Source organism: Methylocella sp., assembly GCF_041905455.1.
GTDB lineage: Bacteria > Pseudomonadota > Alphaproteobacteria > Rhizobiales > Beijerinckiaceae > Methylocapsa.
The window spans coordinates 87,794-110,386 of record NZ_JAYRLA010000007.1 but is presented as its reverse complement, the minus strand read 5'-3'; the positions used below and the strand labels follow the sequence as shown (position 1 = coordinate 110,386).

Annotated in this window: 24 protein-coding genes; 11 read left to right on the top strand and 13 right to left on the bottom strand. The window is 69.0% G+C overall.

Annotated features, from left to right (window positions below):
- Positions 1-24 precede the first annotated feature (24 nt).
- Positions 25-843 (bottom strand): hypothetical protein, encoded by an 819-nt coding sequence (locus ACE3OG_RS08000; protein ID WP_374307412.1) that lies wholly within the window; start codon positions 841-843, stop codon positions 25-27.
- Positions 844-913: 70 nt separating this feature from the next.
- Positions 914-1,258 (bottom strand): hypothetical protein, encoded by a 345-nt coding sequence (locus tag ACE3OG_RS07995; RefSeq protein WP_374307410.1) that lies wholly within the window; start codon positions 1,256-1,258, stop codon positions 914-916.
- Between the two features lie 146 nt (positions 1,259-1,404).
- Here ACE3OG_RS07995 and ACE3OG_RS07990 point away from each other — a divergent pair, with 146 nt between their 5' ends.
- On the top strand, positions 1,405-2,325 hold the full coding sequence (locus ACE3OG_RS07990) for a LysR family transcriptional regulator (protein WP_374307408.1): 921 nt from the start codon (positions 1,405-1,407) through the stop codon (positions 2,323-2,325).
- A gap of 143 nt (positions 2,326-2,468) precedes the next feature.
- On the opposite strand, the gene ACE3OG_RS07985 is transcribed toward ACE3OG_RS07990, so the two are convergent.
- Entirely contained in the window at positions 2,469-3,062 is a 594-nt protein-coding gene (locus ACE3OG_RS07985) for a hypothetical protein (protein ID WP_374307407.1), read from the bottom strand.
- Positions 3,063-3,394: 332 nt separating this feature from the next.
- Between ACE3OG_RS07985 and dusA the strand changes: the two genes are divergently transcribed.
- On the top strand, positions 3,395-4,450 hold the full coding sequence (gene dusA, locus ACE3OG_RS07980; RefSeq protein WP_374307405.1) for a tRNA dihydrouridine(20/20a) synthase DusA: 1,056 nt from the start codon (positions 3,395-3,397) through the stop codon (positions 4,448-4,450).
- A gap of 22 nt (positions 4,451-4,472) precedes the next feature.
- Here the strand turns inward: dusA and ACE3OG_RS07975 are convergent, their stop codons facing one another.
- Entirely contained in the window at positions 4,473-5,354 is an 882-nt protein-coding gene (locus ACE3OG_RS07975) for an ATP-binding protein (protein ID WP_374307403.1), read from the bottom strand.
- Positions 5,355-5,585: 231 nt separating this feature from the next.
- Between ACE3OG_RS07975 and yajC the strand changes: the two genes are divergently transcribed.
- From yajC to ACE3OG_RS07945, 6 genes are all read left to right on the top strand, one after another.
- Entirely contained in the window at positions 5,586-5,867 is a 282-nt protein-coding gene (gene yajC / locus ACE3OG_RS07970) for a preprotein translocase subunit YajC (protein WP_374307545.1), read from the top strand.
- A 53-nt stretch (positions 5,868-5,920) separates the two neighbouring features.
- The gene (gene secD, locus ACE3OG_RS07965; RefSeq protein WP_374307401.1) at positions 5,921-7,519 is read left to right on the top strand and encodes a protein translocase subunit SecD; all 1,599 of its coding nucleotides are present in this window, start codon (positions 5,921-5,923) and stop codon (positions 7,517-7,519) included.
- A 42-nt stretch (positions 7,520-7,561) separates the two neighbouring features.
- The gene (gene secF / locus ACE3OG_RS07960) at positions 7,562-8,515 is read left to right on the top strand and encodes a protein translocase subunit SecF (protein WP_374307399.1); all 954 of its coding nucleotides are present in this window, start codon (positions 7,562-7,564) and stop codon (positions 8,513-8,515) included.
- Positions 8,516-8,520: 5 nt separating this feature from the next.
- A complete protein-coding gene (locus ACE3OG_RS07955; protein ID WP_374307397.1) occupies positions 8,521-8,919 on the top strand; it encodes an Mth938-like domain-containing protein in 399 nt (132 codons plus the stop codon).
- Positions 8,916-9,770, top strand: a complete 855-nt coding sequence (locus tag ACE3OG_RS07950) for a phytoene/squalene synthase family protein (RefSeq protein ID WP_374307395.1) — start codon at positions 8,916-8,918, stop codon at positions 9,768-9,770. Before ACE3OG_RS07955 ends, ACE3OG_RS07950 begins: the two co-directional genes overlap by 4 nt.
- A gap of 240 nt (positions 9,771-10,010) precedes the next feature.
- Positions 10,011-11,342, top strand: a complete 1,332-nt coding sequence (locus ACE3OG_RS07945; protein ID WP_374307393.1) for a hypothetical protein — start codon at positions 10,011-10,013, stop codon at positions 11,340-11,342.
- Positions 11,343-11,442: 100 nt separating this feature from the next.
- On the opposite strand, the gene ACE3OG_RS07940 is transcribed toward ACE3OG_RS07945, so the two are convergent.
- Positions 11,443-12,291 (bottom strand): hypothetical protein, encoded by an 849-nt coding sequence (locus ACE3OG_RS07940; RefSeq protein ID WP_374307391.1) that lies wholly within the window; start codon positions 12,289-12,291, stop codon positions 11,443-11,445.
- Between the two features lie 84 nt (positions 12,292-12,375).
- Entirely contained in the window at positions 12,376-12,501 is a 126-nt protein-coding gene (ykgO, locus tag ACE3OG_RS07935; protein ID WP_088521155.1) for a type B 50S ribosomal protein L36, read from the bottom strand.
- A 240-nt stretch (positions 12,502-12,741) separates the two neighbouring features.
- Between ykgO and ACE3OG_RS07930 the strand changes: the two genes are divergently transcribed.
- The 3 genes from ACE3OG_RS07930 (at position 12,742) to ACE3OG_RS07920 (ending at position 16,648) form a co-directional block, all read left to right on the top strand.
- On the top strand, positions 12,742-14,502 hold the full coding sequence (locus ACE3OG_RS07930; protein ID WP_374307388.1) for a NirA family protein: 1,761 nt from the start codon (positions 12,742-12,744) through the stop codon (positions 14,500-14,502).
- Between the two features lie 11 nt (positions 14,503-14,513).
- Positions 14,514-16,079: a sulfite reductase subunit alpha gene (locus ACE3OG_RS07925; protein ID WP_374307543.1), complete on the top strand. Its 1,566-nt coding sequence runs from the start codon at positions 14,514-14,516 to the stop codon at positions 16,077-16,079.
- Positions 16,080-16,213: 134 nt separating this feature from the next.
- On the top strand, positions 16,214-16,648 hold the full coding sequence (locus tag ACE3OG_RS07920) for a hypothetical protein (RefSeq protein WP_374307386.1): 435 nt from the start codon (positions 16,214-16,216) through the stop codon (positions 16,646-16,648).
- A gap of 5 nt (positions 16,649-16,653) precedes the next feature.
- Here ACE3OG_RS07920 and ACE3OG_RS07915 read toward each other — a convergent pair whose 3' ends face one another.
- The 7 genes from ACE3OG_RS07915 to ACE3OG_RS07885 all read right to left on the bottom strand — a co-directional run bounded on the left by ACE3OG_RS07915 (position 16,654) and on the right by ACE3OG_RS07885 (position 22,546).
- Entirely contained in the window at positions 16,654-16,941 is a 288-nt protein-coding gene (locus tag ACE3OG_RS07915) for a hypothetical protein (protein ID WP_374307384.1), read from the bottom strand.
- A gap of 73 nt (positions 16,942-17,014) precedes the next feature.
- Positions 17,015-17,449, bottom strand: a complete 435-nt coding sequence (locus ACE3OG_RS07910) for a hypothetical protein (RefSeq protein ID WP_374307382.1) — start codon at positions 17,447-17,449, stop codon at positions 17,015-17,017.
- Between the two features lie 129 nt (positions 17,450-17,578).
- Positions 17,579-18,988 carry an NAD(P)(+) transhydrogenase (Re/Si-specific) subunit beta gene (locus ACE3OG_RS07905; RefSeq protein ID WP_374307380.1) on the bottom strand — a complete coding sequence of 470 codons (1,410 nt, stop codon included), beginning with the start codon at positions 18,986-18,988 and terminating at the stop codon, positions 17,579-17,581.
- Between the two features lie 3 nt (positions 18,989-18,991).
- Positions 18,992-19,429: an NAD(P) transhydrogenase subunit alpha gene (locus ACE3OG_RS07900; RefSeq protein WP_374307378.1), complete on the bottom strand. Its 438-nt coding sequence runs from the start codon at positions 19,427-19,429 to the stop codon at positions 18,992-18,994.
- 57 nt (positions 19,430-19,486) lie between these two features.
- Entirely contained in the window at positions 19,487-20,851 is a 1,365-nt protein-coding gene (locus tag ACE3OG_RS07895) for a Re/Si-specific NAD(P)(+) transhydrogenase subunit alpha (RefSeq protein ID WP_374307376.1), read from the bottom strand.
- Positions 20,852-20,932: 81 nt separating this feature from the next.
- Positions 20,933-21,082: an aa3-type cytochrome c oxidase subunit IV gene (locus tag ACE3OG_RS07890; protein ID WP_374307374.1), complete on the bottom strand. Its 150-nt coding sequence runs from the start codon at positions 21,080-21,082 to the stop codon at positions 20,933-20,935.
- 90 nt (positions 21,083-21,172) lie between these two features.
- Complete coding sequence (locus ACE3OG_RS07885) at positions 21,173-22,546, bottom strand: ABC1 kinase family protein (RefSeq protein ID WP_374307372.1); 1,374 nt, start codon at positions 22,544-22,546, stop codon at positions 21,173-21,175.
- Positions 22,547-22,593: the final 47 nt, after the last annotated feature.

Genomic DNA, 22,593 nt, shown 5'->3' with positions numbered 1-22,593 from the left:
GCCGCATGCGGCGACGCCCGAACTTCATCGCTCTTCCGGGGGCGGCGGAATGGAGACGCCGCCCTGGAACCCCTGCAAAGTCCAGTCATACGCCGCCGCATCGGTTCGGAAATTGCCGAGCCGCGCCGCCGCGAGATCGAGAATATCGACGATCACAATCGTCCACATGAGGGTGAGCACGGCGACGAGCGCGCGCACCGGCTTTTCCTTAAGTCCCATCTGGTATCCGACCGCGCCCATGCAGAGCAGCGACATTGCGATGAGAAGCCAGAAAAGCTGCGGCGGCAACCGCATCTCGAAGGCGAAGCGCATCGCCATGCTCGCGTCGAACACATCGTTCAGCGCAGCCATCAGGGACGTCGAAACGGGGTCCGGATGCTCGCGTATCATCGACGAAACATGCCCCCACATCGTCGACTGCAGCGTGTTGGCGCGCTGGTTCAACGCGTCGATTCCAGTCGGGTCGCGCCCGATGCGCACGAAGTCGGCGCGCGCCCGCGTATAGTCTTCCAGAAGACGGGCGATTTCGTCCCCACGCGACGAGCCGATCGCCTTGGCGCGGAGCCAGGCGGTTCCGATAGCGTTGGCCTCTGAAAGCGTGTCGGCGCGACGCTCGCTGAACCTGGTGTTGGAGAAAGACAGCGTCAGCGCCAGGACGAAGGCCAGAAGACCGAGCATTCCGCCTACCACGACGCCGACGCTTTCGCCTTCGGCGCTCGCGTGCCGTTTTCTCAGGCGCCCGAGACGATAGCCAATTTCATGGGCGACGAACTGGCCGCAGAACAGCGCCAGGCCGAAGGCGGCGACGCTCCGCTCGGCGATGGCGGCGAGAAAAGCGATCAAAGGTCACCCCGAAAGCACGGATGTCAATTCGCGCGGCCCTCGCGCGGGCTCCTCACGTATGGCGCGAGAATTACTGGCTCCTTTCGGCCTGAAGGGCGGCGTCGATCGCGTGCTTCTTGGAGAGGCCGTCGCGCCGGCCGCCGAGAAAATCGGCGTCTTCCCGGGATGTGTCGGCGAACTGGGCGCGGGCGACTGTCTGAACGTCGACGTAGCCCATTGCGTCCCGCGCGACGTTGAGCCGCCGTCGCGCAAGAGCGGCTCCGGCGCCCGAAAAGGTCGCCGCGCACACGACGTGCGAAAACCGAAACCCAGTTTTCATGTGATTTCCGTCAGAAATAATGGCCCCGGCCAGGCCGCCCCGGCTCAATTCCATGTTTGTCCGCTGAACTATATCGCTGAAACAACGCTCCAGCATGGTCTAACGCCGCCACGAATCGATGCGCGCGAATGTTCCGGGATTTTCCTCCGTCGCTATCGCTCCTGCGGCGATTACGATACTCGTCATGTCCTATTTTATCAGAATCGTGATGTCCAATATCTCTGGCGGTATCGGATGATAACATGGGCAAATTCCTGGAGACGATCCGCGAGTTCGAAATCGTTCAGGCGCTCGCGACGCATCGACATTTCGGCAAGGCGGCGCAGTCGCTTGGCGTCTCGCAACCTTCGCTCACGCGAAGCCTGAGCCGCATCGAGGCGGCGCTTGGAGGCCCATTGTTCGACCGCAAGGGCGTCGCCCCGACCCTGTTTGGCGAGATCGTGCTGCGGCACGGAAAGATCATGCTCGGCGCGGCCGCCTCGCTTTCTCGCGAGATCCTGTTGACGAAGGGTCTCGGCCTTGGCGACCTGTCCGTCGCGGCGGGCTTCTACCCCGCGGAAATATCCGGCCATGCGGCGGCGGCGGCGCTGTCGCGGCGCCATCCGGAAATCGCCATCGACTTCAGGATCCTCGACTGGCCAAGAGCCAAGGACGCAGTGCTGACCGGGTCGTCCGATCTCGCCTTCGCCGATATTCGCGCAGCGCGCGATAGCCCGGAATTCGACGTTCATCCGGTTCGCGCCGGCGCGCTCTCGTTCTTCTGCAGCGCCAGCCATCCGCTCGCTAAAAAACGCGACGTCACTTTCGACGATCTCACGCTCTACCCTTGGGCGGGGCCTAGTCTGCCCCCGGCGATAAGCTCGGCCATGCCGCAGGACGAACGGCCCTTCTGCGTGCGCGACAAACATGAAGCGCGCCTGCGCCCGAGAATACTCGTCGAAAGTTTCACGGCGGCGAAACGCATCGTCCTTGAAGGCGAAGCGCTTTCGGCCGGGTTGCCGTTTCAGATCGCGAGCGATGCGGACGATCTTGTCATGCTGCCCGTCGAGACGCCGTTCCTTAGCGTGGATTATGGTTTCATCCTCAAGCGCGATCGGATGATATCGCCAGCGGCCGCCGCCTTCATGAGCATCGTGCGAGAGATTGAACGTGGCGTTGGCTGAGCAGCAGTGAAGGCCGCCCGCCGCGTTTTCATGACGCAAACGAGCCTCTGAAGGTTTCAGGCGGAGCGCCGATCGCCAGCCGGCGAATTCAGCCGCAGCTGAGCCTGCGCGCCTGCGGAGCGCGGCGGCGTCGCCGATCGGCGTCACGAGCCGCTTTTTCCCCCCAATAGCATCGCCCGGAGGCGGCCGCGCCCCATCGCGAGGTCAAGGTTCCGCAATCCGAAGAGCGGCAGCAGCGCGACGAACATGATGACCGAGGCGCTCAGCAATCCCGCAAGACCGCCGCCGCCGATGCTCGGAAGGCTCTCGAGCATCGTCCTGCCGCGGATCAGCCCGTTGATCACCCTCTCGGCGACATGCACGACAAGAAGAAGAATCGTGACGAGAAAGGTTTCATAGACGATCGGATAGATGAGCGGGCGCCTGCGCAGCCATGCGCCGGGGTCGAACATGTTGAAGACCAGCACAACTTTCGCGAAGACCAGGGCATTGACGACGGCGAAACCCTGCATGGCGAAATTTATGCCGTCCTCGCGCTGGGCGATGTCCTGATTCAGCATGAAAACGCCGAACACCACCCAAAGATAGAAGAAGAGCGCCAAAAAGCTGCGGACCTCCTCGGCCGCCTTCGCCTTCAGCCCATGCGGCTCGCGCGCGGACTGCGGCTTCCCGGAACCCGACGCAAAGGCGTCCGGACCGCTCGGCTGACTTGTCGTCGGACTCTCGAGTTCCGTCATCCGCGTTCATCCTGGCGTTTCCAGCCGCAAGGTCTTCCTCAAGCGCTGGAACGTCAAGATTGCAGGCTTGGGCGCCTGAGGCGGATTTCGAAAAATTCTCCGGCTGAAGCGTCGATTGTCGGCGCCCGCGCCTCTCCCGCCCGCCTGGGGACATGTTTCAAGACGGGCCGACGATGGACAACGACGCAGGCGCGCATGATAAGAATTTGCGCCTCAGGAGGCCGGGCCGTCCTTGCGACGCGTTGCGGCGACCGCTCTTATTTACACCTTCCGCCCGAGAGATTTACGCGTTTGGCGTAAACCTGCCCGGAAACGGGCGGAAATGAAAAGAAATGAGCGTGAACGGGCGCGATCCGGCGGCGCCGCAAGAGGTTATATTGACTGAAAAATCGAGCGATTTCAACGCGTGGCGCTTCTGCGTCGCGCCGATGATGGAGTGGACCGACCGCCACTGCCGCTCCCTGCATCGCCTGCTGTCGCGCCGGGCGCGGCTCTATACGGAGATGGTCGCCGCCGGCGCCGTGCTGCATGGCCCGCGCGCGCGCCTCATCGGCTTCGATCCGGCCGAACGGCCGCTCGCCGTCCAGCTCGGCGGCAGCGAGCCCGAAGAGCTCGCGGCGGCTGCGCGCGCCTGCGCCGACTTCGGCTACGACGAGATCAACCTCAACGTCGGCTGCCCGTCGAAGCGGGTGAAGAAGGGCGCGTTCGGCGCCTGCCTGATGCGCGCGCCGGACCTCGTCGCCGAGGGCGTCGCGGCGATGAAGGCGGCGGTCGCGCTTCCCGTCACCGTCAAGTGCCGCATCGGCGTCGACGAGCAGGACCCGGAGGAGGCGCTGTTCGGCTTCGCCGGACGCGTCGTCGCGGCCGGCGCCGACGCGCTGATCGTGCACGCTCGCAAGGCCTGGCTCGACGGGCTGTCGCCGAAGGACAATCGCCACATTCCCCCGCTCGACTACGACATCGTGCGCCGCCTCAAGCTCGCCCATCCCGACGTTCCCGTCGTCGTCAACGGCGGCCTGACGACGATCGAGGCGACGCGCGAGCGGCTCAAGGAGGTCGACGGCGTCATGGTCGGGCGCGCCGCCTATCAGGACCCGGCGCTGCTGCTCGCCGTCGACCCCGAGCTTTTCGGCGAGCCGGCGTCCTTCGCCGACGCGTTCGGCGCGGTCGAGGCCTATGTCCCCTATCTCGAGGCGCGCCTCGCCGAGGGCGTCCCGCTCGCGGCGATGACGCGGCACATGCTCGGCCTCTACAACGGGCGCCCCGGCGCGCGCGCCTTCCGTCGTCATCTGGCGACGCAGGCGCAGCGCAGGGGCGCCGGCGTCGAGGTCCTGCGCGAGGCGCTGGCCTTCGTCGGCGCGCCCGACGAGGCGCAGGCGGCGGAATAGCGCCGCGAGGCGGCGCGCGCCTTCACTCCAGCCGCTTGCCGAGCCTTCCGGCGAGGTCCTGCACATATTGCCAGGCGGCGCGCCCGGAGCGCGAGCCGCGCGTGATCGCCCACTCGAGCGCCTCGCGCTCGGTTTCGGCCGGGTCCTGGTCAAGGCCGTAACGCTCCGCGTAGCCCCGCACCATGGCGAGATAGGTGTCCTGCGAGCAGGGGTGGAAGCCGAGCCACAGGCCGAAGCGGTCGGACAGCGAGACCTTCTCCTCGACCGCCTCGCCGGGGTTGATCGCCGTCGAGCGCTCATTCTCGACCATCTCGCGCGACAGGATGTGGCGGCGGTTCGACGTCGCGTAAAACAGGACGTTGTCCGGTCGTCCCTCGATGCCGCCCTCGAGCACCGCCTTCAGCGACTTGTAGTTGGCGTCGGCGCCGTCGAAGGAGAGGTCGTCGCAGAACACGATGAAGCGGAACGGCGCCTCGCGCGCCGCGCTCATGAGCGCGGGCAGGGCGTCGATGTCCTCGCGATGGATCTCGACGAGCTTCAGCGGCGAGAAGCCCGGCTCGGCGGCGAGCCGACGGTTGATCTCGGCGTGCGCGGCCTTGACCAGCGAGGACTTGCCCATGCCGCGCGCGCCCCACAGCAGCGCGTTGTTGGCCGGCAGGCCGCGCGCGAAGCGCTCGGTGTTGTCGGCGAGGGCGTCGCGCATCCGCTCGACCCCCTTGAGCAGGGCCATCTCGACGCGGTTGACGCGCGCGACGGGGGAAAAATGCGGCGCGGCGGCCGAAAAGACGAAGGCGTCGGCGGTCGAGAAGTCGGGCTTTTCCGCTTCGGGCGGGGCGAGGCGCTCGAGCGCCGCGGCGATGCGCTCGAGCTGCGCCAGGGCCGCGGAAAGAGGAGAATCGGTCATCAAGGGCCTCGTTGCGGGTCGCGCGGCAGCCTATAGGCCATGCGCGCCGGCGCTGGCCAGAGCCGGCATTGCTTTCACGCTCGCCGCGGTTATAGTCCGCGCGCTTTTGGCGGGCGGGGTTAGGCTCGCGCCGCCAGTCGAATGATTGAATGGAGGGGCCTTGTGTTCACGCTGATCACGCCAGCTTACGCCCAGGCGTCCGGAGGCGCCGGCGGCGCGACCGACGTGCTGATGCAGCTGGCGCCTTTCGTCCTGATCCTCGGCATCATGTATCTCCTGATCATCCGGCCGCAGCAGAAGCGCGCCCGCGACCACGCCGCCCTCGTCAAGGGTCTGCGCCGCGGCGACAGCGTGGTGACTTCGGGCGGCCTGATCGGCAAGGTCACGAAAGTCGTCGACGACGCCGAGGTCGAGCTCGAGATCGCCCCCAACGTGCGGGTGCGGGTGATGCGCGGCCTCGTCACCGACGTGCGCTCGCGCGGCGAGCCGGCCAAGGACGTCGCCAACGCCTGAGGCGCGCCGCCTCGTCAACCCAGCCGCCGACCGCCTCGGGACCGCTTCTGACCATGCTGCGCTTCGCGACCTGGAAAATCGCCTCGATCGTCGCGATGACCGTCTTCGCGCTCCTGCTCGTCGTTCCGAGCCTGCTGCCGCAGGGCGCGCGCGAGGCGCTGATGGCGCACGCGCCGTCGTTCCTGCCGATCCGGCCGATCGTGCTCGGCCTCGACCTGCAGGGCGGCTCGCATGTGCTGCTCGAGGTCGACGGGCAGTCGGTCACCAAGACGATGATCGACAATTTGCGCGACGGCGTGCGCCGCACGCTGCGCGATGAGAAGGTCGCGATTTCAGGCGGCGTCGGCGTGACGCCGCGCGGCGTGCAGCTGCGCATTCCCGACGCCGCCGAGCGCGCCCGCGTCATGCCCAAGCTGCGCGACCTCGCGAGCGGCGCGAGCTCGGGCCTTTCGGGCGCGGCGGCGCCCGCCGCCTTCGACGTCTCGGAGGGAGGCGACGGCCTCATCCAGTTCACGGTGACCGACGCCGGCGTCAGGGCCAAGGTGCGCCGCGCCGTCGAGCAGTCGATCGAGGTGCTGCGCCGTCGCGTCGACGCGCTCGGCACGACCGAGCCGAACATCCAGCGCCAGGGCGACGACCGCGTGCTCGTCGAGGTGCCCGGCCTGCAGGACACGGGCAAGCTCAAGGAGATTCTCGGCACGACGGCGAAGCTCGAGTTCCGTCTCGTCGCCGATCCCGGCGCCGACCCCTCCGAGGTCGAGACGCTGCCCGACGTCGAGCGCCCCGGCGCGACGCTGCCGGTCGAGAAGCGCGTCATGGTGCAGGGCGAGGACCTGACCGACGCGCAGCCCGGCTTCGACAGCCGCACGCAGGAGCCCGTCGTCAATTTCCGCTTCAACCTGCGCGGCGGCCAGCGCTTCGGCGAGGTGACCAGCGAGAACGTCGGCAAGCCCTTCGCCATCGTGCTCGACGGCAAGGTGATCTCGGCGCCGCGCATCCTCTCGCCGATCACCGGCGGCTCGGGCCAGATTTCGGGCCGCTTCAGCGTCGAGCAGGCCAACAACCTCGCGATTCTCCTGCGCGCCGGCGCGCTGCCAGCCAAGCTCTCGATCGTCGAGGAGCGCACCGTCGGGCCGGGGCTCGGCCAGGATTCGATCGACGCCGGCAAGCGCGCGGCCTATGTCGGCGCCTTCCTCGTCGCCGCCTACATGCTCGCGACCTACGGCGTGTTCGGCGTCTTCGCCAACGTCGCGCTGTTCGTGCACATCGCCTTCATCTTCGCCGGCCTCGTCCTGCTCAACGCGACGCTGACCCTGCCGGGCATCGCCGGCATCGTGCTGACCATCGGCATGGCGGTCGATTCGAACGTCCTGATCTACGAGCGCATCCGCGAGGAGAACCACTCGGGGCGCTCGATCGTCTCCTCGCTCGACGCCGGCTTCAACCGCGCCTTCGCGACCATCGTCGACTCCAACGTGACGATGTTCGTCGCCGCGGCGATCCTCTATTTCCTCGGCGCCGGCCCGGTGCGCGGCTTCGCCGTCTCGCTGGCGCTCGGCGTGCTGACGACCATCGTCACCGCCGTCACCATGACGCGGATGATGATCACGCTATGGTACCGCAGGGCGAAGCCGACGCGCCTGCCGATCTGACCTCTCGACGCAGGCCGCCCGGCGGCCCGCAACGGAACCGCCATGAAGCTTCTGCGCCTCGCGCCCGAGACGACGAAATTCCCGTTCATGCGCTTCCGGCGCGTGAGCTACCCCTTCTCGGCGCTGCTCTCGATCCTGTCCGTGACGCTGTTTCTGACCCTCGGCGTCAACTTCGGCATCGATTTTTCAGGCGGCACGCTCATCGAGCTGCGCGCGAAATCGGGCGTCGCCGACCTCGCGCAGCTGCGCGCCGAGGCGCACGCGCTCAATCTCGGCGACGTCGAGGTGCAGGGCTTCGGCCAGCCCTCCGACGTCACCTTCCGTTTCGGCGTGCAGCATGGTCCGCTCGGCGAGGCGGCCGAGCAGCAGGCGGCGGTTTCGCGCGTGCGCGCGGCGCTCGGCGACGCGTATGAAATCCGCCGCATCGAGGTGGTCGGCCCGCGCGTCTCCAACGAGCTCGTGCAGTCGGGCACGCTCGGCGTCGTCGTCGCCATCGTCGCGGTGCTCTGCTACCTCTGGTTCCGCTTCGAATGGCAGTTCGCCGTGGCGGCGATCATCGCCACGATGCACGATCTCCTGCTGACCGTAGGCTTCTTCTCGCTGACCCGGCTCGAGTTCAACACGACGTCGATCGCCGCGATCCTGACCATCGTCGGCTATTCGCTCAACGAGACCGTCGTGGTGCTCGACCGCATCCGCGAGATGATGCGCAAATACCGCAGGATGCCGACCGACGAACTGATCGACATGTCGATCAACGCGGTGCTGCCGCGCACCATCATGACGGCGACCACCGTGATCCTCGCCCTCCTGTCGCTGGTGATCTTCGGCGGCCAGGTGATCCGCTCCTTCTCGCTCGCCATGCTGTTCGGCGTGTTCGTCTGCACCTACTCGGCGGTGTTCATCTGCTCGCCGATGCTCATCTACCTCGGCCTGCGCAACGAGACGGTCGGCGCCGATCCCGGCGCGGGCAAGCTCGCCAGCGAATCCGCCTGAGCCCGATGAGCGGCGGCGGTCCGAGCGCGCCGCCGGGCGGCTTCCTGCCCGGCGCCCATGAGATCGAGGGCTATGGCGCGGGCGGCTTCCGCTTCGCCGGCATGTCGCATCGCGGCTCGATCCTCGCCCTGCCGTCCGGCGTCTACGCCTGGGACGCGCGCGAGCCCGCCGACATTACGATCGAATCGCTCGCCCGCGTCTTCGCCGAGCCGCGCGGGGCGATCGAACATCTGCTCGTCGGCGTCGGCGAGCGGCTCGTCCCGCTCGATCCCGAACTTCTGCGGCGCCTGCGCGAGGCCGGGATCAGGCCCGAGCCGATGCAGACGGGCGCGGCGGCCCGCACCTATCCCATCCTCCTCGGCGAGAGGCGGCGCGTCGCCGCCGCGCTGCTGGCGACGCCATGAGCGCGCCCGCCGCGGACGACGGTTTCGCCTGGTGCGGCGAGCTTGTGCGGCGCGAGGACCCGGACCGCTGGCTCGCCTGCCTGTTCATCCCGGCGCCTGCGCGGCCCGCCGTCCACGCGATCTACGCCTTCAACCTCGAGATCGCCCGCGCCGTCGCGCAGGTCCGTGAGCCGACGCTCGGACTGATGCGCCTGCAGTGGTGGCGCGACGCGCTCGCGGCCGGCGACGGCGCGGCCCAGGCCAATCCGGTCGCCGCCGCGCTCCTCGCCGCGGTCGCGCGGTTCGACCTGCCGCGCGAGCCGCTCGTCGAACTGATCGAGGCGCGCGAGTCCGACCTCGACGAAGCGCCGCCAGCCGACGTCGCCGCGCTCGAAGCCTACGCAAACGCCACCTCTTCCGTCCCCATGCGCCTCGCCGCGGCGATCCTCGCGCCGCAGACGCGCGCGATCGAGCCTGCCGCGACGCGTCACGCCGGCGTCGCCTACGCGCTCGTCGGGCTGCTGCGCGCCTATCCATGGAGCGCGGCGCGCGGCAGGCTTCATGTGCCGCGCGATCTCCTCGCCGCGCACGGAATTTCGGCGCAGGAGGCGCTGTCGGGACGGGCCGCGCCCGCGCTTCTCGCCGCGCTCGCCGACATGCGCGCGCTCGCCCGCTCCCATCTCGCCGCGCTGCCCGGCGCGCTCGAGGCCATGCCGCCCGGGGCGCGCCCTGCCTGCCTGCCGGCGAGCCTGTGCGAGCCCTATCTGCGGCTTATGGAGAGACGCGGCTACGATCCGTTCACAAGCCGCGTCGAGCGTCCGCAGTGGCGACGCCAGTGGACCCTGCTGCGCGCCGCGCGCCGCTGGCGGTGAGATCTCCGGCGCTCCGCGCGTAAGCGCGCCAAGCGAATCGCCGCTCTTCTCGTCACCCTTCGCGACGCGCCGCAGCCGGTCGCGATATTTCGTTATAAATTATAACGAAAAATGTATTTTATCATTCGTTAGTTATTCGTAGCCTTGCGTTGGACCTCTTTCTGGAAAGACGCTGGACCGATGCGAAAATTATTCTCCACTCTGAAGATCGCCGCTTTCTGCGCGCTCGCGGCGGGTTTCATGTCGTCGGCTCAGGCCGCCTCCTGGGACGGACTTTTCGCCGGCCGTCCCGCATTCGTCACCGACACGTCGCAACCCGTGCGGCTCGCAATCGTCAACAACATGACGGGAGTGCTGCCGAACTCCGAAATTAACTTGCGCACTCTCGCCCGGCGCTACAACGCCGTGCTGCTCAACATTTTCCTCGACTGGACCGATCCGGCGTCGAGCGCCCAGCGCATCCTCGACACGCTGAAGGCCGGCTCGCAGGCGCTGCCCGACCATCCCGAGATCCAGCATCTCAACGTCGTCCTCATCGGTTTTTCGGCGGGCGCCGCAGGCGCCGCGATCACCGCCTCGAGCCCGCTGCTGTCCAATCCCGATCCGACCAAGGCGCCGCAGCGCGTCCTCGCTGTCGCGGCCTTCGACGAACTCGATCAATCGCCCTATCTGCCGCCGCCGTGGACGCCGTTTCTCTTCCTCGCGGATACGCAAAGCGACGTCTATGGCGGTCTGACGCGTCCCGTCGAAGACATGACTCCGGTGACGAACCATGACGTTTTCGCCCGCCAGCTCGCCGCGCAGGGCCGCCCGATCACCGTCATGCTGCAGCCCGGGGAGTGGCACGGGGGGTCGCGATACGGCTGGAACCATGAGATCAGCTCGCGTTTTTTCATATTCTGGACGCAGGAAATCCTGAAGGCCGCGTTGCCGGCGACGCCGCCGACGACGGCGCCGTTCCTGGCGCCGGACTGGCGCACTTACGCCGGCGCCTACCGCGGGACCTATGACGTCGCGCTCAACACCAATACGCAGCCGTGGGGCGATGACGAGCGCATGACCAATGTCGTCATCGCCCCGAAAGCCTCCTACAACGATCCGCGGCCCTATATCTGGCTCCCGAACCAGACCGTGGCCAACTTCTGGAAGACCTACGCGCAGACGGGCGCCCTGCCGCGAGAGGCCGCGGCCTATTCCCTGTTCGCGCTGTACGCTTTCGTGCGGCAGGGCGCCGACGCGGCCAGCCAGACGGCGGTCGATTCGCCGACCACCACGGCTGCTCCGCCGACGCTGCCCACGCCGTCCTACACCTCGAGCTGCGGCTTCTCCTCGACAGGCGACGCCAACCTGATCGTCAACTTCGACCGCGCGATCGCCTCGGCCGACGCTGCAGTCTCCGGCGGAATCCTCGCGGGCGCGCCCAAGGTGTGGGCGAACGTGCTGATGGTGCCGCTGAAACGGACGGTCTACTCGCAACAACTGACCGTTCAGCTGACCAATATCACCCCGATTGACGGGACCGCGCCGCTCGACCTCAACGTCGCCGCCAAATACGCCTCGCCCTGTCCCTGACGGCGCCCGGCGCGCCTGAAGCCCGAGGCGGGACGCGTTCCCGCCCCGGATTTTTTCGCGCCGACGTCGAAAGGGCCGCGCCGCGACGGGCCGGCCTCGCTCAGATGTCGCGTCCGCGCACCTTGACCTCGAGCTTCTCGACCGCCTCCTTCAGCGCCGGCTGCGCCGGATAGATCCGCAGCGACTTCTCATAGGCCTCAAGCGCCCGGCTCTCGAGGCCTTCGCGTTCAAGGAGCCCGCCGAGATTGGCGAGCGCGTCGAACTGGCGCGGCTCGAGGCGGATCGTCCGGTCGATGTCTCCCATCGCGCCTTCGGCGTCGCCCGCGAGCATGCGCACGGCGGCGCGCTCGCTCCACGCCTCGGCCCAGTCCGGCGCGATCGCCGTCAGCCGGTCGAGGAGGGCGAGGGCGGCGTCGTAACTGCGCGCGTCGACCGCCGCCTGCGCGCGTTGCAGGATCAGGCTCGCGGTGTCGGAGTTCGGCTGAGTCCAGATGCGCTGGATGGCGGCGACGATGGGCTCCGCCTGCGCCGGGTCGTTGGTCGCCGCGAGCCGCGCGAACAGGACGTCGAGCGCCTGCGCGCGCAGAACGGCGGGATCGGGCTTCGGCTCGAGCGCCTTGCGCAGCGCCTCGGCCTGCGCCTTCTCGCGCTCGGCCTTGAGCGTCGCCTCATCCTTCGGCGCCGGCTTGCGCGGCGCGAGCGAGCCCGGCGGGGCGAAACGGCTGTCGCGGCCGAAATCAAGCGAGGGAGCGTTCTGGCGGAGCGGCGGCTCGTCGTCGCCGAGCGCGCGCCAACCGTCCGGAAGACCGCCTGGCCAGGAGGACGGCGGCGCCTCCGCGTCCGCGGGCGGACGGGGCCGCGGAAAGACCGGCTCGTCCTCCTGCGCGCGGGAGGGCGCGGCGACGGCGAGGCTCAGGGCGAGCGCGGAGGAGAAAAGGCGGCTGGCCATGGCCGAAGCGTAAGACGCCGCGGGGCGAAAATCAAAGCGCCGGGCGAAACAAGGCGCCGGGAGCGGCCCCGCCCGGCGCGCCGGTCAGCCCTGGCGGGCCTTATAGCGCTTCTGCGTCTTGTTGATGATGTAGACGCGGCCCTTGCGGCGCACGAGCTGGTTGTCGCGATGACGCGTGCGCAGCGATTTGAGCGAGTTGCGGACTTTCATCAGACCATTCCAAACGAAAACGACCGGCGCGAGGCCGGTTCGGAGAACTGCGGCCAGTCTCTGCCCCATCGACGGCCGCAGGTCAAGCCCGGCCGCAGGCCGGCGCAGGCGAGAACGCGCCGGCGAACCGGCGCGCCAACGCATTACGGCCAGGCTTTGGCCCGTTCGGGAAGGTCTCCCGTCTGGCACAAAGCTTGCGAAAATTTCCGGCCAGATGTCCCGCTTCAAGGAGAGAGACGCATGGGCGGCGGTTTCAGTCCCAAGCAGACGCGCTATCTCGAAGGCTTCGCCTCCGGCCTGAAGATTTCCCGCAGCGCGCGCGCCCCGGCGCAAGGCCCCGCCGCGCCGAGCGGGCCCGACGCGCCGCATCTCGCCGCCATGGCGCGCCAGGAGGCGGAGGGCGGGAAGCTCGCCGACCAGGAGAAATGGAAGCGCGAGGAGCATCCTTTCGACGCCTACCCCAGGCTGAAGGAGCAGGCGCGGCGCGACGAGTTCCCCAAGCCGCCGGACAATTTCCGCTGGCGCTACTACGGCCTTTTCTACGTCGCGCCGAACCAGAACGCCTATATGTGCCGCCTGCGCATTCCCAACGGCGTCGTCACGCACTGGCAGTTCGAGGCGCTCGCCGACGCCGCCGACCGCTACGCCGGCGGCTATTGCCATGTGACGACGCGCGCCAACCTGCAGATGCGCGAGATTCCGGCGCGCTGCGCGACCGACCTCGTCGAGGCGATCGAGGACGCCGGCCTCTCCTCGCGCCATTCGGGCGCCGACAACATCCGCAACGTGACCGGCGACGCCACCGCCGGCTTCGCCCCGCGCGAGCTGATCGACACGCGCCCCTTCGCGCGCGAGTGGCATTTCCATGTGCAGAACGAGCGCGTGATGAGCGGCCTGCCGCGCAAGTTCAACGTCGCCTTCGACGGCGGCGGTCCCATCCCGACGCTCGAGGACACCAACGACATCGGCTTTCAGGCGGTCGAGGCGAAGGAGGGCGCGTCCGTCGCGCCCGGCGTCTGGTTCCGCCTCGCGCTCGGCGGAATCTCCGGCCACAAGGACCTCGCCCGTCCGACCGGCGTCGTCGTCGCCCCCGCCGACGCGACGAAGCTCGCAGACGCCATCGTGCGCGTCTTCATCGACGCCGGAAACCGCACGGACCGGACGAAGGCGCGGCTCAAATATGTGCTCGACGCCATGGGCTTCGACGCCTTTTTAGAGCTCGTCGAGGAGAAGCTCGGGGCGAAGCTCGCGCGCGTCGACGAAGGCTTTCTGGAGTCCCGGCCGCCGCACGACCGCGCCGGCCATGTCGATGTCCATCCGCAGCGTCAGGACGGGCTTTTCTACATCGGCCTCGTGCTGCCGCTCGGCCGCCTGACCACCGTCCAGATGCGCGAGGTCGCACGACTCGCGCGCGAATGCGGCGACGGCGAGATCCGCCTCACCGTCTGGCAGAACCTGCTGCTGCCGGGAATCGCGGCCGAAAAACTCGACGAGGCGAAGGCGCGGATCGAGGCCTGCGGCCTCGACTGGCGAGCTTCCTCCATCCGCGCCGGCCTCGTCGCCTGCACCGGCTCGAAGGGCTGCCGCTTCGCGAGCGCCGACACCAAGGGCGCGGCGGCGACCATCGCCGACTGGTGCGAGCCGCGCATTGAGGTCGATCAGCCGGTCAACATTCACGTCACCGGCTGCCACAACTCCTGCGCGCAGCATTATATCGGCGACATCGGACTCATCGGCGCGCGCGTCGCCGAGGACCCCGACAATGAGGAGTCCGACCAGGTCGACGGCTTCGACGTCTATGTTGGAGGCGGCTTCGGCGCCGAGGGCGCGATCGGCCGCGAACTCGTCAGGAACGTCAAGGCGAGCGCCGCGCCGCGCCTCGTCGAAGGGCTGCTCAAGGCCTACATGGCGGGCCGCGACGCGCCGGACCAGAGCTTCCAGCAGTTCACCCTGAGTCGTCCCATCGCGGAGCTGCGCGCCGTCGCGGAGGCCTGCCTGTGAGCGTCCACGAAATTCCCCGGATCGCTCCACCGCTGGTTCCCGACACGGCGCCGTTCTCGGAGGAGCAGCGCGCGTGGCTCAACGGCTTCGTCGCCGGGCTGATCGCGCCAGACGTCGCGGCGGCGGCCGGCGTCGCCGCCCCCGCGCCCGAGCCGGAGGAGGAGATCGCCTGGCACGATCCGACCATCCCGCTCGACGAACGTATGAAGCTCGCCGAAGGGCGCCCGCTGCCGCTGCGGCTGATGGCGGCGATGGCGCAGCAGGATTGCGGCCAGTGCGGCTACGACTGCCGGAAATACGCCGCCGCGATCGCGAGCGGGCAGGAGACGCGCCTCAATCTCTGCGCGCCGGGCGAGAAGCCGACGGCGCGCGCGCTGAAGACGCTCGTCGAAGGCGCCGGCGCCGCTCCTGCGCCCGCCGCCGAGGCCGCTCCAGCCGCGGCGCCGAAGAAATCCGCCAAGCCGCTCGGCTACGCGCGCGAAAATCCGGTCGAGGCGAAGTTCGTGTCGCGCCGGCGCCTCAACAAGGCCGATTCGGAGAAATCGACCTACCACATCGAGTTCGACCTCTCGGAAAGCGGCCTCGATTATGTCGTCGGCGACAGCTTCGGCGTCTTCCCCTCGAACGATCCCGAACTCGTCGATCAGGTGATCGCGGCGATCCATGCTCCGGACGATTTCCCGATCGCCGACAAGACGCTGCGCGAGGTCCTGATGCATGAGATCGCGCTCGGCGCCGCGCCCGACGCGCTGTTCGAGCTCATCTCCTACATGGTCGGCGGCGAGCGCAGGAAGCTCGCGAAAGCGCTGGCCAAGGGCGACGACCCTGACGGCGACGCGAAAACGCTCGACGTGCTCGCCGCGCTGGAGAAATTCCCCGGGATCAGGCCGGACCCGGAGGCCTTCGTCGAATCGCTCGAGCCGCTACAGCCGCGCCTCTATTCCATTTCCTCCTCGCCGAAGACGGCGCCGGGCCGGCTGACGCTGACGGTCGACCATGTGCGCTACCTGATCGGCGAGCGCGTGCGCAAAGGCGTCGCCTCGTCCTGGCTCGCCGAGCGGATCATGCCCGGCGCGGGCTTCAAGGCCTATGTGCAGAAGGCGCACAACTTCGCGCTGCCGGCGGATGGTTCGACGCCGATCGTCATGTGCGGCCCGGGCACGGGGATCGCGCCCTTCCGCGCCTTCATGCACGAGCGCGTCGCATCAGGCGCGAACGGCGACATGTGGCTGTTCTTCGGCCACCAGCGCCGCGCCGCCGATTTCTTCTATGAAGAGGAGATCGAGGATTTTCAGGCCAGGGGCGCGCTGAAGAAGCTGTCGCTCGCCTGGTCGCGCGACGGCGAGGAAAAGACCTACGTGCAGGACAGGATGCGCGAGGAGGCGGAGGAGCTTCTGGCGTGGTTCGAGCGCGGCGCGCATTTCTACATCTGCGGCGACGCCAAGCGCATGGCGGCGGATGTCGAGCGGGCGATCGTCGACATTTTTGAGGAGGGCAAGAAGATCGAGCGCAAGGAGGCGCAGGCGATCGTCGCCGAGATGAAGAAGGCGGGGCGCTATCAGGCGGATGTTTATTGAAGGTCTTGCGGCATACGGGCGACGTCCGTTGGATGGTGCGTTGCAGCGAGTTCGATTACAAGCGTTGTGGCGCGCCGTTTCCGCGACGCGTCAGATCCTGCGCGCCACCCGTCGTTCCATCTCCCGGAGTGTTCATGTTCTTCTTCCCCGATCCGACGAAATTCGCCGCCTCGTTCTGGCGCAACGCGCTCGCGCTCAGTGAGACGGCGCAGGCGAGCCGGGAGGTGATCTTGCGGCGCGGGACGATCATTGGCGCGGCGGCGCGCGATCCCATGCGGGCCGATTACGCCGAGCTCGGCCTGATGGGCTTCGAGAAGGCGCGCGCCTTCTCGCTGTCGGGCGTCTCGCTCCTTGCCGACTGGGCGGCGCTGCGCGAGGACTGCATTGCGCAGGGGCGCGATTTCGCCGCGCTCGCCATCGCCGGACGGGCGCCGACGCCAGCCGACATGCTCCGCCTTGGCGCGCGAGGCTTGCGCATCGCCAGCGGGGCCAGCCTCGCTTTCGGGCGGGCGCTGGCGCCGATCCACAAGACGGCCTCGGCCAACCGGCGCCGCCTGTCGCGCGGCTGAGGGCCTCAGACCTCGCCGGCGCGCCGCGCGGCGAGCCGGGGCGTTTCCGGCTGCGGAAGGCCCCACAGGCGCAGCCACGGCGCCCAAGCGGCCCCGACCGCGCGCAGCCAGAACGCGGCCGGGGAGGGCGCGTCGAAGCGTCCGAACAACTCCTCGAAGGAGGGCGTCGCGCGCAGGGCGATCGTCACGAGCTCGCTTCCCGCCTCGCGCCGCCGGCGGATCTCGATGTCGAGATTGGGCAGGCGCGCCACCGCCTTGAGGTCGTCGGGGAAGTCGTCGGCGACGTGCGGCATGGGCGGTCCTTCCACGGGGTTCGCGCCGCATTGGCGGCGCTCGAGCTTAAAAATGGTGTCGCCAGTCTGCCGATCAGGGCGATTCGATCCGCGCGGACGACGCTCTGGCGCGGCCGCGGATGAGGCGCGTGACGCCGGCGGCGAGCCCGACGCCGACCGCCGCGCCGGCGAGGCTCGTCGCCCAGTTGTCCACGGCCGGCGTGCGGCCGGGCACCCAGGTCTGGAGAATCTCGAAGGCGCCCGCCGCCGCGGAGAAGCCGGCGACCTGCCAGAGGCTCGAAGGTCGCTCGAACACGAGGCGCGTGGCGAAGGCGGCGAGGAGATAGGCGATGAAATGCTCGGTGTTGCCGGACAGGCCGGTGCGCGGGCGCGCGACTCCGGGGACGAGCGACAGGACGACGAGCGCGATCCAGGAGCCGATCGCGGCGACGCAGATCGAGGCGCGGACGAGGCGCAGCAGCGCGTCGGGGTCGGAGGCGCGGCGCGCCGCTTCGGGCGTTTGGCTCATGCGGTCTCGCTGACGTTCGAAGGGTCACGGGCCGTGGTCGTCTCTAAGTAGAGCAAGAGGCGGGCCGAAAAAAGCCCGGCCGGGCTTGCGCCGGACCGGGCCTCGCATCGCAGTCGTGGACGGCGCGCGTCACTCCATCGCGCGCACGATCGCCTCGGTCACCTTCTTGGCGTCGCCGAACAGCATGGTGGTGTTCGGCCTGAAGAACAGCTCGTTCTCGACGCCGGCGTAGCCCGAGCCCATGCCGCGTTTGACGAACAGGACGTTCTTCGCGTCCTCGACGTCGAGGATCGGCATGCCGTAGATCGGCGACTTCGGGTCGGTCTTGGCGGCCGGATTGGTCACGTCGTTCGCGCCGATGACATAGGCGACGTCGGCCTTCTTGAAGTCCTCGTTGATCTCCTCGAGCTCGAAGACCTCGTCATAGGGCACGTTGGCCTCGGCGAGCAGCACGTTCATGTGGCCGGGCATGCGGCCGGCGACCGGGTGGATGGCGTATCTGACCTCGCCGCCGTTCTTCTTGATGAGGTCGGCCAGCTCGCGCAGCGCGTGCTGCGCCTGCGCCACCGCCATGCCGTAGCCCGGCACGATGATGACGAGCTTGGCCGCCTTGAACAGCTTGGCTGCTTCCTCCGGCGTGCCCTTCTTCACCTCGCGCTGCGGCGCGTCCGGATCGGCCGTCGCGGCCGACGCCGGCGCCTCCGTCTCGCCGCCAAAGCCGCCGAGGATGACGGAGATGAAGGAGCGGTTCATGCCCTTGCACATGATGTAGGACAGAATCGCGCCGGACGAGCCGACGAGGGAGCCGGTGATGATAAGGGCGAGGTTCGAGAGGGTGAAGCCGATGCCGACCGCCGCCCAGCCGGAGTAGGAGTTCAGCATCGAGATCACGACCGGCATGTCGGCGCCGCCGATCGGGATGATCAGCAGCACGCCGAGCGCCAGCGAGACGGCGACGATGGCCCAGAACACCGCATGGTCCGCGCTCGTCGTGAAGGCGACGATGAACAGGAACAGGAGGACGCCGAGGCCGATGTTGATGAGGTGGCGGTGCGGCAGCAGGATCGGGCGCCCCGACATGCGCCCGTCGAGCTTCAGGAAGGCGATCACCGAGCCGGTGAAAGTCAGGGCGCCGATCGCCGCGCCAAGCGACATCTCGACGAGGCTGCCGCCATGGATCGGCGAGCCGAGGCCGAAGGCGCGCGGCGCATGGAGCGCGCTCGCCGCCACCAGCACCGCGGCGAGGCCGACGAGGGCGTGGAACAGCGCGACGAGCTGCGGCATCGCCGTCATCTGGATGGTGCGCGCGCGCCAGGCGCCGATCGCGCCGCCGAGGCCGACGCCGAGGAAGATCAGGATCCACGACAGCGCGCCGGACGGCGGGTTGTAGAGCAGCGTGGTGATCATCGCGATCGCCATGCCGATCATGCCGGCGCGATTGCCCCGGCGCGAGGTTTCGGGGCTCGAGAGGCCGCGCAGCGCGTAGATGAACAGAAGGCCGGCGACGAGGTAGAGGACGGCCGCGAAATTGGCGCTCATCGCTTACGCCTTCTTTTTGTACATGGCGAGCATGCGCTCGGTGACGAGGAAGCCGCCGAAGATGTTCACGCAGGCGAGCACGAGGGCGATGAAGCCGAAGATCTTGGCGGCGAAGGCGCCCGGCTCCTCGCCATGGCTCGCGTCAACGGTCGCCGAGAGCAGCGCGCCGACGACGATGACCGACGATATGGCGTTGGTGACCGACATCAGCGGCGTGTGCAGCGCCGGCTTGACCGACCAGACGACGTAATAGCCGACGACGACGGCGAGCGCGAAGATCGCCAGCCGGAAGACGAAGGGGTCGATGAGGCCGCCCGTCGCCACATGGCCTGCGGCCGCGAGCTGGTCCGCATAGGATTCGGCGGCCTGCGCCGCCTCCCTGCTCGCCACGGCGGCGTCGTGGAGCCGCTGCAGCGCCAGGGGATCGATTTCAGTCGCCATCCATACCTCCCTCGAAGAACGTGGTCCCCTCGGGCGCGTCGCCCGCAGGGCGCAGGCTCAGCGGCGTGGGCCGCGGCCGCGCGGTTTCTGCCGTCGCGCGGGCGGCTGGCCGGGGGCCGCCGCTCCGCCCCCCGTCTCGTCCGGACCCGGCGCGGCGTCGTCCGACGCTTCCGCGTCGTCGTCGTCGGGCGCGGCCTCGGTTTCCGCCGCGGGCGCCGCCGATTCGGGCGCGGCCTGCGCGGCGGGCGTCGCGTCGGCCGGCGGCTCATCGGCCGGCGGCTCATCGGCCGGCGCCTGGAAGCCCGGATGCGGCGTTCCGCCGTCGCGGGTGAGCAGCGTCGCCTTGACGATCTCGTCGTCCCAGTCGACGGCGAGCGTCCTGGCGTCCTTGTCGATCAGCGGCTTGAGGAAATTGACGAGGTTGCGGGCGTAGAGCGCCGAGGCGGTCGCCGGCACGCGGCCCGGCACGTTGAGCGCGCCGAGGATCTTGACGCCGTTTTCGGTCACCACCGTTTCGCCGGGGCGCGACAGCTCGCAATTGCCGCCGCGCTCGACGGCGAGGTCGACGATGATCGAGCCGCGCTGCATCGAGGCGACCATCTGCGCGGTGATCAGCACCGGGGCCTTGCGGCCGGGGATCAGCGCCGTGGTGATGACGATGTCCTGCTTGGCTATATGCGAGGCGGTGAGCTCGGCCTGCTTCGCCTGGTATTCGGCCGACATCGGCTTGGCGTAGCCGGCGGCGGTCTCGGCGGCGGCGAACTCCTCGTCCTCCACGGCGATGAATTTCGCGCCGAGCGAGAGCACCTGCTCCTTGGTCGCAGGGCGCACGTCGGTGGCGGTGACGACGCCGCCGATGCGCTTGGCGGTGGCGATCGCCTGCAGGCCGGCGACCCCGACGCCCATGACGAAGATGCGCGCCGGCGGCACCGCGCCGGCCGCCGTGGTCATCATCGGGATGGCGCGCTCATAGGCGGCCGCCGCGTCGATCACCGCGCGGTAGCCGGCGAGATTGGCCTGGCTCGACAGCACGTCCATCGACTGGGCGCGGGTGATGCGCGGAATGAGCTCCATCGCGAAGGCGCTGACGCCGGTCCCGGCGAGCGCGCCGAGCGCGGGGAGGTTATCGTAGGGGTCGAGAATGGCGAGGACAAGCGCGCCGGGCTTCGCGCCCGCGACCTCGGCGACGGTCGGCCGGCGCACGCGCAGGATCACGTCGGCGTCCCTGGCGGCGTCGGCGGCGGTCGGAACGATGGTCGCGCCGGCTGCGGCGTAGGCCGAATCGTCGAGGGCCGAGCCGCGCCCGGCGCCGGACTGCACGGCGAATTCGGCGCCGAGGCCGATCAGGGTCTTGACGGTTTCGGGCGTCGCCGCGACGCGGCTTTCGTTGGCGTCGGTTTCGGTCTGCACCGCAATCCGCATGACAGGCTCCGCGAGGATCGTGATCGCAAGGGCGCGTCGGCGCAGGCTTCGCCGCGCGTCGCCGGCGTAGGCTTTGGGACGCTAGAGGGTGAGGATGGCGAGCAGGATCACGACGGCGGCGGCGGCCATCGTGCAATATTTCGCCAGCCGCAGGAACGAGCGGTAGCTCTGAAGGCGCTCGGCGTAGTCGGCGTCGGAGGAGAAGGGCGTATCCGCTACATCATGCGCCATGCTTTGGCCTCCCGTTGCTTTGCGGCAAGCTTTGGCGGGGTTTGGCCGCGCGCGCAAGAGGGCAAACGAAGTAGCCGGGAAAATTCGCGCTCAGACGGGAGCGGGCAGACCGGCGCGCTCCAGCGCCCCCGCCTGGCGCGCGCGCAGCGCCTCGAGGCTGAAATCGCCGATCGCCTCCTCGAACAGGCGGTGGAAGTTGAGCCGCGCGTCGAGATGCAGGAAGGCGCCGCCGAGGCCGATCGCCGCGCGGTCCATGAACACGAATTCGCGCGGCACCAGCACGGGCCCTTTCTCCTTCAGCGCCTGGTGCACACGGAACGCCTCCTTGCGGCCGTAGCGGCCGGGCGAGACGCCGTCGGCGATGGTCCGCTCGCGGTCGTCGAGCAGCGGGCCGAAGATGAAGCGCGCCCAGATGTTGAGGACCTCCGCGAGCTCGCGGGTGAGGCCGCGGAAGCCCCAGCGCTCGTAGGCGGCGACGGCGCGGTCGAAATCGTCGCGCAGCAGGGCTTCGTAGAGGGTCTTGACGCCCTCGACGAACTCCGGCCGGAAAATGCGCACGCAGCCGTAGTCGAGCAGGTTGATTCCCAGCGCGTCGTCCGGCCCGCGCGGCGCGCCGCCCTCGCCGAACACGGCGTAATTGCCAAGATGCGGGTCGCCATGGATCACGCCGAAGCGGGCGAAGGGCGTCCACCAGGCGTGGAACAGCGCGGCGGCGACGCGTCCGCGCGCCGCCTGCGGCGCGCTCCGGAGCTCGAGCAGCGGCGCGCCGTCGAGCCAGCCGAGCGTCAGGAGCCGCGCGGTCGAAAGCTCCGGGCGCACATGCGGGACGCGCACGTCCGGCGCGTCCCGCAGAATCTCGCCGTAAAGCGCGGCGTGGCGCGCCTCGCGGGCGTAGTCGAGCTCCTCGCGCACGCGCGCGCCGATCTCCTTGACGATCTCGCGCGTGTCGATCACCGGATTGAAGCGCCGGTGCAGCGAAAAGATCACGTCGAGCTGGGCGAGGTCGGCTTCGACCGCCGAGGCCATGTCGGGATATTGCAGCTTGCAGGCGAGGCGCTCGCCGTCGAGCGCGACCGCGCGGTGCACCTGCCCGAGCGAGGCGGCGGCGGCGGGGGCGAAGTCGAAGCTCGCGAACCGCTCGAGGAAAGCCTCGCCGAGCTCGGCCCGCATGCGCCGCCGCACGAAGCCCGCGCCCATCGGCGGCGCGTCGGCCTGCAGCTTCTGCAATTCGTCGGCGTAGTCGGGGGGCAGCAGGTCGGGGATGGTCGCCATCATCTGGGCGACCTTCATCATCGGGCCCTTGAGGCCGCCGAGCGCCCTGGCCAGCGCCGCGGCCTCAGACCCGTCGCGGGCGCCGGCGAGGCGCGCGGCGACTATGCGCGCGCCGACGACGCCGACGTTGGCGCCGACGCGGGCGTAGCGCGCCGCCCGCGCCGAAAAGCGGTTGGCTTCATCATCCTTCATGCGCGGCTCCCGGCCTTCGGGCCCGGACCGCGCCGCGCGCGCTTGAG

Excerpts from the sequence above, each read along its gene's own strand:
- ACE3OG_RS07920 (WP_374307386.1), top strand. The coding sequence starts at position 16,214 with ATGTTCTTCTTCCCCGATCCGACGAAATTCGCCGCCTCGTTCTGGCGC.
- ACE3OG_RS07885 (WP_374307372.1), bottom strand. The coding sequence starts at position 22,546 with ATGAAGGATGATGAAGCCAACCGCTTTTCGGCGCGGGCGGCGCGCTAC.
- ACE3OG_RS07990 (WP_374307408.1), top strand. The coding sequence starts at position 1,405 with ATGGGCAAATTCCTGGAGACGATCCGCGAGTTCGAAATCGTTCAGGCG.
- ykgO (WP_088521155.1), bottom strand. The coding sequence starts at position 12,501 with ATGAAAGTCCGCAACTCGCTCAAATCGCTGCGCACGCGTCATCGCGAC.
- secD (WP_374307401.1), top strand. The coding sequence starts at position 5,921 with ATGCTGCGCTTCGCGACCTGGAAAATCGCCTCGATCGTCGCGATGACC.
- ACE3OG_RS07915 (WP_374307384.1), bottom strand. The coding sequence starts at position 16,941 with ATGCCGCACGTCGCCGACGACTTCCCCGACGACCTCAAGGCGGTGGCG.
- ACE3OG_RS07995 (WP_374307410.1), bottom strand. The coding sequence starts at position 1,258 with ATGCTGGAGCGTTGTTTCAGCGATATAGTTCAGCGGACAAACATGGAA.
- ACE3OG_RS07900 (WP_374307378.1), bottom strand. The coding sequence starts at position 19,429 with ATGGCGACTGAAATCGATCCCCTGGCGCTGCAGCGGCTCCACGACGCC.
- yajC (WP_374307545.1), top strand. The coding sequence starts at position 5,586 with ATGCAGCTGGCGCCTTTCGTCCTGATCCTCGGCATCATGTATCTCCTG.
- ACE3OG_RS07985 (WP_374307407.1), bottom strand. The coding sequence starts at position 3,062 with ATGACGGAACTCGAGAGTCCGACGACAAGTCAGCCGAGCGGTCCGGAC.
- ACE3OG_RS07890 (WP_374307374.1), bottom strand. The coding sequence starts at position 21,082 with ATGGCGCATGATGTAGCGGATACGCCCTTCTCCTCCGACGCCGACTAC.
- ACE3OG_RS07945 (WP_374307393.1), top strand. The coding sequence starts at position 10,011 with ATGTCGTCGGCTCAGGCCGCCTCCTGGGACGGACTTTTCGCCGGCCGT.
- ACE3OG_RS07940 (WP_374307391.1), bottom strand. The coding sequence starts at position 12,291 with ATGGCCAGCCGCCTTTTCTCCTCCGCGCTCGCCCTGAGCCTCGCCGTC.
- ACE3OG_RS07895 (WP_374307376.1), bottom strand. The coding sequence starts at position 20,851 with ATGCGGATTGCGGTGCAGACCGAAACCGACGCCAACGAAAGCCGCGTC.
- ACE3OG_RS07950 (WP_374307395.1), top strand. The coding sequence starts at position 8,916 with ATGAGCGCGCCCGCCGCGGACGACGGTTTCGCCTGGTGCGGCGAGCTT.
- dusA (WP_374307405.1), top strand. The coding sequence starts at position 3,395 with ATGAGCGTGAACGGGCGCGATCCGGCGGCGCCGCAAGAGGTTATATTG.
- ACE3OG_RS07910 (WP_374307382.1), bottom strand. The coding sequence starts at position 17,449 with ATGAGCCAAACGCCCGAAGCGGCGCGCCGCGCCTCCGACCCCGACGCG.
- ACE3OG_RS07930 (WP_374307388.1), top strand. The coding sequence starts at position 12,742 with ATGGGCGGCGGTTTCAGTCCCAAGCAGACGCGCTATCTCGAAGGCTTC.
- secF (WP_374307399.1), top strand. The coding sequence starts at position 7,562 with ATGAAGCTTCTGCGCCTCGCGCCCGAGACGACGAAATTCCCGTTCATG.
- ACE3OG_RS07905 (WP_374307380.1), bottom strand. The coding sequence starts at position 18,988 with ATGAGCGCCAATTTCGCGGCCGTCCTCTACCTCGTCGCCGGCCTTCTG.
- ACE3OG_RS07975 (WP_374307403.1), bottom strand. The coding sequence starts at position 5,354 with ATGACCGATTCTCCTCTTTCCGCGGCCCTGGCGCAGCTCGAGCGCATC.
- ACE3OG_RS07955 (WP_374307397.1), top strand. The coding sequence starts at position 8,521 with ATGAGCGGCGGCGGTCCGAGCGCGCCGCCGGGCGGCTTCCTGCCCGGC.